Annotated in this window: 7 protein-coding genes; 4 read left to right on the top strand and 3 right to left on the bottom strand. The window is 32.8% G+C overall.

Annotation, left to right across the window (positions count from 1 at the left end; translation table 11 throughout):
• Positions 1-155: 155 nt before the first annotated feature.
• The 3 genes from ATO12_RS04795 to chrA all read right to left on the bottom strand — a co-directional run bounded on the left by ATO12_RS04795 (position 156) and on the right by chrA (position 5,234).
• Complete coding sequence (locus ATO12_RS04795) at positions 156-2,546, bottom strand: inorganic phosphate transporter (protein WP_034239604.1); 2,391 nt, start codon at positions 2,544-2,546, stop codon at positions 156-158.
• Positions 2,547-2,623: 77 nt separating this feature from the next.
• Positions 2,624-3,823, bottom strand: a complete 1,200-nt coding sequence (locus tag ATO12_RS04790) for a porin (RefSeq protein ID WP_034239602.1) — start codon at positions 3,821-3,823, stop codon at positions 2,624-2,626.
• A gap of 280 nt (positions 3,824-4,103) precedes the next feature.
• Positions 4,104-5,234 carry a chromate efflux transporter gene (gene chrA, locus ATO12_RS04785; protein WP_034239600.1) on the bottom strand — a complete coding sequence of 377 codons (1,131 nt, stop codon included), beginning with the start codon at positions 5,232-5,234 and terminating at the stop codon, positions 4,104-4,106.
• Positions 5,235-5,503: 269 nt separating this feature from the next.
• Between chrA and ATO12_RS04780 the strand changes: the two genes are divergently transcribed.
• From ATO12_RS04780 to ATO12_RS04765, 4 genes are all read left to right on the top strand, one after another.
• Positions 5,504-5,863, top strand: coding sequence for a toxin-antitoxin system YwqK family antitoxin (locus tag ATO12_RS04780; RefSeq protein ID WP_025664391.1), 360 nt, complete (start codon positions 5,504-5,506; stop codon positions 5,861-5,863).
• A gap of 382 nt (positions 5,864-6,245) precedes the next feature.
• The gene (locus ATO12_RS04775) at positions 6,246-9,044 is read left to right on the top strand and encodes a TonB-dependent receptor (RefSeq protein WP_034239598.1); all 2,799 of its coding nucleotides are present in this window, start codon (positions 6,246-6,248) and stop codon (positions 9,042-9,044) included.
• 41 nt (positions 9,045-9,085) lie between these two features.
• A complete protein-coding gene (locus ATO12_RS04770; protein WP_034239596.1) occupies positions 9,086-10,390 on the top strand; it encodes a hypothetical protein in 1,305 nt (434 codons plus the stop codon).
• A gap of 516 nt (positions 10,391-10,906) precedes the next feature.
• A complete protein-coding gene (locus ATO12_RS04765) occupies positions 10,907-13,726 on the top strand; it encodes a TonB-dependent receptor (protein ID WP_034239594.1) in 2,820 nt (939 codons plus the stop codon).
• Positions 13,727-13,756 lie beyond the last annotated feature (30 nt).

Raw genomic sequence — 13,756 nt, 5'->3', positions numbered from 1 at the left:
GATTTGGTAACGATAAGCTAACATTAGTCGTGTGAGTAGGTAACATTTGCTTAACGTGATTGTTTTTTATGTCAAATTCATATAGTGAAGTTAAAAATAAAAAAGGCTAAACATCAATATATTTAGCCTTTTTTACAATTTTTTAGTGATAAGATCTACTGTTTATGTTCTCTATAGGTCTCTAACAAGTTCATTGTTGCAGTAATAAGATCTTTGGTTTCTAATAGTAATCCAAAATACAAGGTGGTATTTTTTGGGCTATTTTCTTCAGTTCTTGTTCTGGCAACTTGTTTGTCGATTTTTTGATTTACCTTATTAAAGAGTTCTTGTTTTTCATTAATAATGGTGTCGATATGATCAAAATCCCTATCACTAAATGCTTTTTTGATTTGTCCAAACAACTCGTTTAATTGTTCTTCGATTTCTTTTAAATCTTTGATCTGATTAAATCGAAGTTTTTTATGATTGTTGTTTACATGTTTATGACTTGCTTTAGTGATATATTCTAAAGATTGAGACATATCTTGTAGGTATCCTAAAATATTAATATAAAAATTACTGGCACCTACACTAGATTCATCCAGATTCTTGATAAAGTAGAAAATATTGTCTCTTAGTTCTTCAACTTCCTCATCTAGTTTAGCAATTCCTTTTTTACTTTTCTTTAGAGCAATTAAATCATATTTCACAAGGCTTTCTATTGTGCTTGTGTAAATTTTATTTCCTCTGTTTACAAAGGATTTGATATTGTCTGCACTTTCTTCGATAACTCCTTGAACAGAGCTACTCTCAGAGTTTTTAAGACTATCTTCTGCTTTTTCGGCCTTAACTCTTTTTCTATAATTTATAGTATTTCTTGCCAAAAGCAATACAGCAATAAGTAATAATACTGCTACCATTATAGGGCCACCAAGATTAATCAAAAACGCTACTGTTGCAGCTGCTACAAATGCACTTATAGCGGTAAAGAACCATCCACCAATTACATTAAGTACTCCAGCTACACGATATACTGCACTCTCTGTTCCCCAAGCTCTATCTGCTAATGAGGTACCCATTGCTACCATAAAAGTAACATAAGTTGTAGAAAGTGGTAATCCCATAGAAGTTGCAATAGAAATTAAGACTCCGGCAACCATAAGGTTTACTGCGGCTCTTACCATATCAAATGCAGGCATTTCATAGGTTTTGTTCTTGGGTAAATCTATAACGGGTTTGGTAAATCGTTTTTCTATAAACTCCATTGCAGGTTTTGGCGTAATTGCACCAAGTCCTTGAGATATCAAAACAGTACCTCTTACAACACCTCTTGATAGAAAATTTGGTTTAAAACGTTCTTTAGCTTCTCCTTCTCTAGAAAGGTTAATTTCGGTATCAGCAACATATCGGGCTTTTTTTGAAAACCATAATGTAAGTACCATTATTATTCCTGAACCAAATAATAATATAGTTGGAGTATCTACTTTTTTGGCTAAAACATCCATAGAAAACTCTGCAGCAGGAACCCCAGAAGCTACCCAGGCTTCATAAGATTGCCAACCTGCTATAGGTACACCAATAAAGTTTACCAAATCATTACCCGAAAAAGCTAATGCTAATCCGAATGTACCAACAATAATAATAAGCTTATAAATATTTACTTTAAAGAAATTAATGAGGATATAAGATAGCACTGACCACAATACAAAACCAGCAGCTACGATCTGAAATACATAAGTTTCTAAAAACCCTCTTAAGGTCATTTTGATTGTTCCCGCATCACCATCTATCTTGAAAAGGTTTTTCTGAGCTTTTGCCAATTCCTTTACGTTTTCATACGTATTACCAAAATAAGTATTGGCCCAATCTAATAAGCCTTCGGGACCGCCATTGTATACAACATCAACTATTGCTTTGGCATAATTGGTTCCTTTAATTCCTTTCATGAAAATGAAATACAACAATGCAGTTAATGCAATTCCACCGAATAAAGCACCAACCCATTTAGCTTTCTTTTCAAAATTATAGGATAGTAATAAACGAGTTATAAATTGTACAATAGCACCTACTGAGAATGCTATCACTACCGAGAGCAAAATACCACTAATAATTTTTGTTGCTGTCTTGGTGTTAATGTAGTTTCCCAGATCAGAAAAAGCTAACCCTTGATCAGCCCCAATTTTAATTAATGCGATAGAAACTGCCGCTCCCAAAAGATTAAATACAATAGATACTGTTGTTGAAGTTGGCATCCCCAGCGTATTAAAAAAATCGAGAAGGAGGATGTCGGTAATCATAACTGCCATAAAAATGATCATGATTTCATCAAAATAGAATTCACCAGGATTAAAAATTCCTTTTCTCGCTACTTCCATTAATCCACTAGAGAAAACGGCTCCGGCTGCAATACCAATACTGGCAACAATCATTATTGTTCTAAAAGACACTGCTTTAGATCCAATAGCAGAATTCAGGAAGTTAACAGCATCATTACTAACTCCCACAATAAGGTCGGCAATCGCTAATATTGCTAGCGCGACTACCATTAATAAATAAATATTATCCATACTTTTTGTTTAAGGTGCAAATATTATAATCAATTCTCAGCTTAATGTTACCAAACTGTTATGTATTAGCTTGTGATTTAGAAATGTATATCAAATTGTAATCTATACATTAACCCACTACCATTACCATCTTCAGTGGTATAACTTATATCAGATTGAACTTTTAAGTTATGACCAGCTACATATTTTGATACCCCAAGGGTATACTGTTCTTCAAGATTTTTTCCAACAATTGCATCGTAATTAAGATTAGTATAGCGTCCTGCTATTTCCCAATTACTTTTAAACAAATATCCAGCTTGAAGATTTATCGCATTACCTACCTGAACTATATCTCCGGTTGGTGTTCCATCTTCTTCTGTTGCAATTGCTTCATCAGCTTCTCTATCGGCAAACTCTCCCATAAAAGAAAAACCTTTATACTTAAACATAGCATCTACAAATATGGTAGAAATATTGGTTTCATAAAAACCAGTACTGGTTTGCATATAAGAGCCTAGGTTACTTCTGTTTTTTACAGCATCTGCATTAAAGTCATAAGTTGCCGCCAGCATTAATTTAGGGGTTTGTTCTCTCTTAAGATCTCCTCCTTTATAATCTCCTTTACTTTTAAATTTCCCAAAAGGTAATAATTCTAATCTTCCTGTATATTGATGACCACCTAAATTTCCGCTGGTAATATTTCTTCCTTCTCCCTGAGAAATGGCAAAAGCTTCTCTAACAATAAATTTATCCGATAATTTAAAGTGGTGTCGTAACTGTATTCCTAAATCACGATCTATGTTAAAACGACTGTTTAATCTAGAACGATCTACTAATTGTAAGTTTGCCGAAGAAATAACACGTTCTACATTTCCTGGTAGTTTAGTTTGTCCCGCCCAAAGTGTAAAGTTTTTGTAGAAATTCCATTTTATAACGGCATCCAGAATATAACGTGGAGCATTGCTAGTAAATTCTGAAGCTCCAGAAATATCTCTATTAGATACCCCCAATTCTATTTTATATTTAATTTTTGGGCTATAAGCAAAACCGCTAAATTTTAAACGCGCTCTTCTTACGAGGAAGTTGGTTTCTGGCTTGCTATAATTATCATCGTTAATGTCCCAACCGGTAGTAGAAAGTAATTGAAATCTGGTTGCAAATTTCATGCTCCATGAGCTATCTTTGGCAACAACATTTAAAATTCCTTTTCCAAATTTAGTCTCAGTAGTTTCCTGAGCATTTACAAAACAAAGCGTAAATAGAACTAACGCTGTTAGTGTATTCTTTAATTTCATAATCGATACTAGTTTTTGTCGCTTGCAAAGAACCTGTATCAATGTTAACTTAATGTTAACTTAATGTTTTATAATGATTATATTAAATTGTTTTTTTTTGAGTATTTATGCAAATCGAAAAAGGCTAACCGAAAACGGTTAGCCCTGTATTTCAAAAATCTAAGTCGACAAAAACTAATATGATATTTTGAAACTACATTTTGTCTTGCGACTCGCCAAAAATATTTTATTTGGCGAGTTTTTATGTTACCAAAACTTTAAGCTATCGTTAAAAGTGGCTCTATATAAGACTTAACGCGTATCCCAAAAGTGACCCTCCAAGTACAATCCACATAGGATTTACTTTCTTAAACCCAAAAATCATAATAGTACTTGTAGTGGCAATACTTATTGCTTTCCAGTCGGTTAAAGTATCTAAAGACATTACAAACAATACTGATAACATGATAGCAACTGCGGCAATATTAACTGTATCGAGGAAATCGCTAAGTATTTTAGATTTTCTCATTTTAGGTACTAATGGATTAAGAAGTAATACAAAAAGAAAAGAAGGAAGAAAGATTCCTAGTGTAGCTGCTACGGCTCCCCAAAATCCAGCTAATTGATAACCGATAAAGGTAGCAGTAGATAAAACAGGACCTGGTGTAAATTGACCAACTGCAATGGCGTCTATTAATTCTGATCTGGTTAACCAGCCTTTTGTAACTAATTCTGCATCTAGATAGGCAAACAAAACATAACCACTACCATATAATATAGCGCCGACTTTAAAAAATGTCCAAAGAACTTTTATAGAAGAAAGTTTAATAAAAGTAAATGTAGAAATATTAAATATGAAGAATGGAGCAATGGATTTAGATGAGGTATTTAATTTAGATTTAGAATAAAAAAATAAAATTCCAAAAAGACCTGCGCCTAACAATGCTATAACCTCATTTACTCCTAATAAACTAATAATTAATACTAAAACTCCAATTATGCCTAATTCCCAGTTTTTTAATGCTTTTTTTCCTAATTTTAGAATTGCCGATAAAATAATAGCAAGTACTGCGGGTTTGATGCCAGAAATAAAAGGAGTTACTTCTGGTAGCTGTCCATAAGAAGTATAGAACCATGCTAAAATTCCCGTGATAACAACCGCAGGAAAAACAAAACAGGCTCCGGCGACAAACAGACCGGCAATTCCGGCTCGTTCATGACCGCAATGCATAGTCATTTCGGTAGAATTAGGTCCAGGAATCAGATTTGTGGCTCCGATAAGATCCAGGAAATGTTGTTTATCCATCCATTTTCTTTTATCAACTACTTCGTTTTCCATCATGGCGATATGTGCTGCTGGACCACCAAAAGCAAAACAACCTAGCTTAAAAAAAACAATGGCAACCTCAATTAGTCTTTTCTTGTTATTCATTTAAATATAATGGGTATATGAAATGATACAGATAATATAACGTCATCAAAAGTATAAATATAATACTGGTCATGATAATAAAAGTGGGATAGGATTGATGGTTTTGAATATTACAGAGAGATGTTTTTTAATGATGTAAAACAATGAAAATAAGGTATTTATGAGTTTAATGTTAATTTAATGTTACCGAAATGTTGTTTAAATGTAAAATATGTATTACTTTTATAATATAAGTCGACATCCCAAATAATAATAAAACATTTAAAATCATGAAAAAGATAATAGTAGCAATGGCCATTTTATTTTCGGCGACTGTAATGGCTCAGGATGTAAAACCTACTTTTGAAAAGCAAGGCGACCAGATTAAAGGTACATTTTATTTTGAAGATGGAACAGTAAGACAACAAGGTTTCTATAATAAAGAAGGTAAGCTTCATGGAGAATGGAAATCGTATGATGCTACTGGAAAGAAAATTGCCATGGGACAATATGATAATGGAGTAAAAACAGGGAAATGGTTTTTCTGGAATGCAGATAAGTTATCTGAAGTAAATTATGATAAAAATCAAATTGCTGATGTAACAACTTGGTCGGGTAAAGACAATGTAGTTGTGAATTATAAAAACTAGATTTTACTACAAAAAATACACAAAAAAGACTTCCTAAATGGAAGTCTTTTTTGTAGGTAAAATCTTCAAAAAACAACAATGCTACCTCTACAATTTGACTTTTTACTCTTAAGAAATTTTTAATATTTTTTTACATTCCCTATATAACAGAGGCTTTTCTTAACAATTAAGTAAGTTTTTATCGAAGAGAGAAATTCTCTATTGTTTTTTTATTCTCAATCCTTTACAGTTACCCCTAACAAATTATTAATGTTAAGAAAACATGCTATAAACATGGGCTGATAACAATTACCTAACATTAATATGACACATAATTAATTTTTGAATAACACACATTTAACACTACCTGTCGTTCTTTGCCGGGAATTTCAGAACAAGTTAAATGAGAAAAATTGTTACACTTTTTGCGTTATTTTTTGTAGGAATACTCTTCGCGCAAGAAACCGGTTCGATTACCGGAACATTATTAGACAAGGAATCTAATAATCAACCTTTACCTTTTGCTAATGTATTAATTAAAGGAACAACAAAAGGAACGACTACAGATTTTGATGGTTTGTATACTATTGAAAATGTAGAACCAGGGACATATGTACTAGAGTTTAGTTTTGTAGGATATGAAACTTTAGACATTAAAGATGTAATCGTAAAGTCAAATGAAGCTACTACTGTTAATACTGCAATGGCGGCAAGTGCAGCTGCACTAGATGAGGTGGTAATTAAAACGACTACCAAAAAAGAATCTGAAGCAGCTATTTTATTAGAACAAAAAAATGCAGTGACTATTCAACAAAAGATAGGAGCGCAAGAACTTTCTAAAAAAGGAGTAAGTGATGTTGCTACAGGTTTAACTAAAGCAACTGGTATTTCTAGACAGAGTGATAAATTATATGTTCGTGGATTAGGAGATCGTTATAACAATGCCTATTTAAATGGACTACCTATCCCGTCATTAAACCCAAAATTAAAACTTATTGATCTTGGGATTTTTCCGACCGATATAGTTGAGAATTTAGGGATTTATAAAACATATTCTCCTAATATATATGGTGATTTTGCCGGAGCAAGTGTAAATATCGATACCAAAGATCGTCCGGGGAAAGGCTTTTTAGAAGTTGGTTTTAGTTCGGGAGTAAATTCTAATGCTGTTAGTAATGATTTTTTCTTACTTAATGGAGGGCAATACGATGAATGGGGATTAGATGATGGATCTAGAAGAGTTCCTGTTTTCTTAGATATTCCGAATTACAATTATAATAGTACAGAAATAGATTACTATCCTTTTGATACTTCTTTTAATCCGGTAAAACGATTTAATGCTCCTGATGGAGGTATGAGTATAACCGGTGGTAAAACCTTTACGATAGCAGAAGATCAGAAATTAGATGTATTGGTTACTGCATCTTTTAGCCAGGATCATAAAACCGCACTTGATGGAACAGAAGCTTCTTTTAATTCTCAAGGAGGAGTAATTACAAATTTCGACAATACTGATCGATATCAATACAGTACCAATACTACCGTATTGGGAAGTTTGGGGTATCGCTGGAATACTAATAACAAAATATTGGCAACTACCTTGTTTGTAAACGATACTCAAGACGAATTAAGAGAATTTATTGGTATAGGTAGTGAAGCAGCAGATATTACAATTTATGCCAGAAGAGGAACGTATGAACAAAATAACCTGCTTACACAACAACTTACGGGAGAACATAGATTTAAAGAAAGTAAGTATAAATTAAGTTGGGGAGTTGCTTATAACAAAGCAAAAGGCTTAATACCCGATAGACGTCAATTGGTATTTACAGAAATTGACGAAGGTGTTCTTTTGCTTGGTGACAGAACAAGTCCTGATTTAGCAAATAACCAACGTTTTTATCAGGAACTAAATGAAAATGATTATTCTGGAAAAATTGATTTTGATATCAATTTTGGAAAAGATGAAGATGATAACTTTAAAAACAAATTAACTTTTGGAGTAGCAGGAAGATCAAAAGATAGAGATTTTGAATCTAATCAATTAAACTACAGCCTTAATAATTTGAGAAATAGTAATGTAGATTTTAATAATCCAGATGCACTATTAAATGAAACCAATTTTCTTAACGGAGCATACGTTGTTTTAGAAAACCTTAATCCAACAAGAATTTATGAGGCAGATTTATCGACCATTGCTGGGTATGTTAACTTACAATATGCATTAACAGAGAAACTAACCTTCAATGGAGGTGTTCGAGCAGAATTGTTTGAACAAAATGTATTCTATAGAGAACAACAAGACTTAGAAACATCTCCTTTTAGAACTAGAAAAATTGATGAAACTTTTATTCTACCTAGTATAAGCTTGAAGTATGAATTAAACTCAACATCAAACCTTCGTTTTGCAGCTAGTAAAACAGTTACATTACCAAAATTTACAGAAATAGCACCTTTCTTAGATGAAGATGTTACTGAAGCAACTTTAGGAAATCCAATACTAAAAAACTCTGATAACTATAATATAGATATCAAGTGGGAACATTTTCCAGAACAATCTGGCGAATTACTTGCAGCTACACTTTTTGGTAAGTATATCGAAAACCCAATCGAAAAAGTGTTTGTAGCCTCAGCTTCAAATGTAAATACATTTATTAATTCTAATAATGCGATCATTTTTGGAGCAGAATTAGAATTTAAAAAGAATCTGGGTAATCTTTTTAATACAGAAGAAACCATCTGGAACAACTTAAATTTTGGTGTTAATACTACAATAATGTATACACAGGTAGAAATTGACCCAACGATTACCACATTTAATGGTTCTAATATCGCACCAACTAATGTAGAAAGACAATTACAAGGAGCTTCTCCTTTTCTTGTTAATACAGATTTATCATATTCTAAGACTTTTGATAATCATAAAATAACTTCAGGAATAGATTTCAACATCTTTGGAGATCGTGTGTATTCTGCAGGAGGAAATGGAGTAGGAGATATTTTCGAAAAAGGATTTGGAGTATTAAACTTTAATTTCAAAGATGAGATTGGAAAACATGTAGAAATAAGCCTTAAAGCTAAAAACTTATTAAACCCATCGATAGAACGATACCAGGATCAGGAAGATTTAGGTCAGGAATTTACTACCTATAAATTTGATAATGGAATCAACTTTAGCCTTGGCGTTACTTTTAAACTTTAATTATAAACAGAAAACACAACTAAAATTAATCATTATATAAAATGAAAACTAAAAATTTACTTACGGGAATAGTAATCGGAACAGCAGTTTTATTTAGTGCTTGTACCATACAAGAAGATAATATCGGAGATATCACAATCAACCAGGGAGGTTCTGGTGGTGATACTTCTGGAACAGAAATATTAGAAGGTGAAATTAAAGAAAATCTTACCTTAAAATCAAGCGAAGTATACGAGCTAAGAGGGGGTGTGTCTGTGGTAGATGGAGTTACATTAACAATAGAACCAGGAACAAAGATTATAGGAGGAAATACTGGTGGTGTGTTTGCATACCTAGCTATCGAGCAAGGAGCAAAAATTATAGCCGAAGGTACTGCAGCACAACCTATTGTATTTACTTCTAATAAATCTACTCCTAACCCTGGAGATTGGGGAGGATTATTATTAGCGGGTAAAGCCCCTATCAACAGAGGTACTACAGCAACAACAGAAGTTGCAAACCTTACGTATGGAGGAACCGATCCGGCAGATGACTCAGGAATACTACGTTATGTACGTTTAGAATATACTGGAGGGAAAATTAATGCGGATTCTGAGTATAATGGACTTTCATTATATGGTGTGGGTAGTGGAACTACTTTAGAATATATTCAGGCTTTTAATGGTAATGATGATGGAATTGAGTTTTTTGGAGGAACTGTAAATTTAAAATACGCAGTAGTAACTGGTGCTGCTGATGATTCTTTTGACTGGACCGATGGATGGGTAGGAAACGGACAGTTTTGGATTGTACAACAATCTACTAGAGAAGGAGATCATGGAATTGAGGGCGATAACCTAAAATCTAATAATGCTGCTACACCATTCTCTAATCCTACCTTATCTAATATTACGCTAATCGGTGCAGAAGATGGAGATGGAAAAAATGAAGCAATCTTATTTAGAAGAGGAACGAAAGTTTCTATTTATAATATGATTATTAAAGGTTTTTCTAAAGGAGTAGAATTAAATGATAGTCAGACATTTACGAATTTAAATAATAATGAACTTACTATTCGTAACTCAATTATTGATAATTCAACATCTTTTGAGTTAAGCGCAGGTACTGCAACAGTAGATTTGGCTGATTTTGCAACTTTTAACAATTATTCTAAAGATCCTTCAGGAACAGATGTTCCCAGTGCTTTTGAAATAAGTGGTTTTAGAGGAACTTATTCGTATACTACTGCGGTAGATGGTGTAGATAATTTTGATCCTTCTACATTAGGGGCATTTTTTGACGCTGCTAACTATGCAGGAGCATTACAAGAGAGTGATACCTGGACATCAGATTGGACTCGTCAATAATATAATATCCCATATTTAAGTATTTGAATTGTAGAAGCCTGGCTAATCGCCAGGCTTCTTTTTTTGCTTATTTCAGAATGAATTATTTGCAAATATTTAATAATCAGATTAAAAGACCATAAATGTAAAGAGTGTTTACCTTACCATCTTATATTTTGTTATCGTATTTTATCTTATTGTTAAGGCAGATTCTGTGAATTTATCCGGTTTAACATCTTCATAACAATTCTCTAATAATTTATAAAAAACAGATTTTGTATACTCGTCAATATTCGAGACTCAAAAAATGGCATAGCTAAAAAGCTCTCGATAGATGTGGGTAAACCTTATAATTCAGTAGTTTATTAGTAATTTAATAGTATAGAATTTTAGGCGCAAAATTCCCTAAAAATCCTACAGATTTCACTTTTTTCTTCATTTTTCCTACATCACAATCCCTTAAACTAACCATAATAGTGGGGTAAAGACAATTACTGTAAAACCGTATTTATTTGTATCAGATTTTGAAAACACATAATGAGAAAAAGATTTACAGTACTGGCACTATTTTTTATAGGCGCTATTTTTGCACAAGAAACCGGGACTATCGCCGGAAAATTATTAGATAAAGAATCAAACAATCAACCTCTTCCCTTTGCGAATGTAATTGTAGGAGGAACAGCTAAAGGAGCGTCTACAGATTTTGATGGGTTATATGAGATTACGGGAGTTCCTGTAGGGACATATACGCTATCGTTTAGTTTTACAGGATACCAAACAGTAGAAATACCTAATGTAGTAGTAGAAGCAGATAAAGTAGCGGTAGTAGATGCTACTATGGGAGCTACAGCTGCAGCATTAGAAGAAGTTGTAATAAAAGTGGTTACTAATCGCGAACGTGAAGAAGCGTTGCTTTTAGAACAGAAACAAGCAGTACAAATTAAAGAAAGTATTGGAGCAGAACAATTGTCAAAACAGGGAGTATCTGATGCCGCTGCCGCTACGGCAAAAATATCTGGAGTAAACAAAGTAGAGGGGTCTGGTGATATTTTTATTAGAGGTCTTGGAGACCGATACCTTTCAACAACTATGAATGGATTACCTGTTCCTTCTGAAGATGTCGAAAGAAAAAATATAGATTTAGGTTTGTTTTCTGCAAATATTATTCAAAATATCGGAGTAAGTAAAACGTATTCTTCATTGTTTTATGGAGATCAAGCTTCTGGAAATGTTGATATAGTCTCTAAAGAATATTCTGGTAATGGAGAACTAACTATCAGTGTAAGTGGAGGTGTAAACACTAATGTTATCGATGGTGATACATGGAATAATTTTAGGAGTACGCAAAACACTAATAATACAACTTTAGGATTTTATTCTAGTAACTTAAACACAGAAACAGCTCTAACACAAGAGAGCTGGAATCCAGAGACATCAAATACTCCGGCTAATTTTGGTATTTCTGTTACAGCAGGAGAAAAAGTAGAAATGTTTGGGAATAACTTATCCGTGTTTTTTACAGGATCATATTCAAAATCCAATCAACAAAGGATTGGAGAATTTAAAGAATACAGAGCAAACTTTGTTAATGACACTATTCCGGATGCCGAGCGTTTTATAAATACTACTAATACAACAGGTCTTCTAAATTTAGCATATCGAATAGGCAGTAACACTAAGTTGAAATTCAATTCTTTATTCATCAATAAAGGAGAGGATCAACTTAATGAGTTTGGGAGAGGAGGTAGAGCAGGTATTTTTGAAGAAACGCCAGTTGCTGATAATGCATCTCAATTTGTTAGAGATCAATTGTTTAGACAAACTACTCTTTTTATCAATCAATTATTCGGTGATCATAGTATTACAGAAAAGGATGAAATAGACTGGGGTATAGGATATAATGTTGTAAATGCTGACGAACCTAATCGTATTAGAAATGAACTTAATATTTATGGATTAAATGATATTAGGTTTGGTAATACGGGAGGTTTTCAGCAACGAAAATCATCTCAAGAAATTAAAGATAAAGAAATAAATGGATTCCTTAAGTATAACAGGGTAATGACCGATAGTGAATTCTATTCTGCAAAATTTGATATTGGAATCAATTATAGAAAAAAAGAAAGAGATTTTGAATCCAGATTTAATGGTTTAGCACTTTCTAGAAGTAGTGTAGGCTTGTCTATTAACTCTTTTGACAATCTGGATGAAGGTTTGAATTTTCAAAATGTAGATAATGGAACTTTTATTCCTAGAGATCAGAATGATACTTATGAAGCTTTATTAGAAGAACAAGCAGCCTTCCTTAATTTTGATATACGAATTAAAAAATTAGTTGCTAATCTAGGTATTCGATATGAAGAAGACCAATTAGATGTACCTTTCTTTAACGTGGCCAACTTTTCTGGGAGTGATAATTTCATTTTTAATGAATATAGTAATCTATTACCTAGTATGAGTCTTAAGTACGAGGTTAATGAAAAACACAATATTCGACTAGCGGCTAGTCAAACCTTTACATTACCAGAATTTAAAGAAATAGCGCCTTTCGAATATGTTTCTCCTACAGGGAGGGTCACTCGAGGAAATCCTAATTTAAAACCTTCAACTAATTATAATTATGACTTAAAATGGGAATTTTTCCCAACATCTAAGGAGCTAATATCATTAACAGGTTTTTATAAAAAAATAGAAGATCCAATTAACCTGGCACAAACCAGAGGAGCAGCAGGAGTGTTCTCTTATTTTAACACAGCAGAAAAAGCTGATATATATGGAGTTGAACTTGAAGGTCGCATTAATCTTGTTGAAATCGAAGATAAAGCAAACCTGAATTTAAATGTTAATGTTACTCGAATGTGGCATTCACAAGACCTTAAAGGAGAAGATAGAGATGCAGGGCAATTTGAAGAGTTTAGATATAAAAACAAAACCGAATCTGGCCTACAAGGCGCATCAGATTGGATTGTAAATGGGTCTCTGAGCTATTCTAATCAAAAAGAAAAAGAATTCATCGCTACCTTAACAGGAAACTATGCTTCAGATAGAATATTTGCTTTAGGTTCGCCTGATGATGTTGCTAATAAAGAAACTTTGTATAACGAAGAAATCATTGAAAATGGATTTGTAACAATGGATCTTATTCTTAGTAAACAAATCAATGACAAATTGAAAGTTAAATTAACAGCAAGAAACTTGCTAAATCCAAAAATTAAACAAACTCAATTAATAGCTCAAGAAAATCAAGCTGGAATTAGGTTTGACACTAATAACAATCCAGTTAATGAGGCGGAAGAAACAATACTTTCTTATAAAAAAGGAAGTACGATAAGTCTAAGCCTTAATTATACATTTTAGAATACTCAAAAATTAAATACGAACAAAAAT

It is taken from the genome of Aquimarina atlantica, from assembly GCF_000626715.1.
In the GTDB taxonomy this organism is placed as follows: Bacteria; Bacteroidota; Bacteroidia; order Flavobacteriales; family Flavobacteriaceae; genus Aquimarina; species Aquimarina atlantica.
This window is presented reverse-complemented; position numbering and strand designations above follow the sequence as displayed.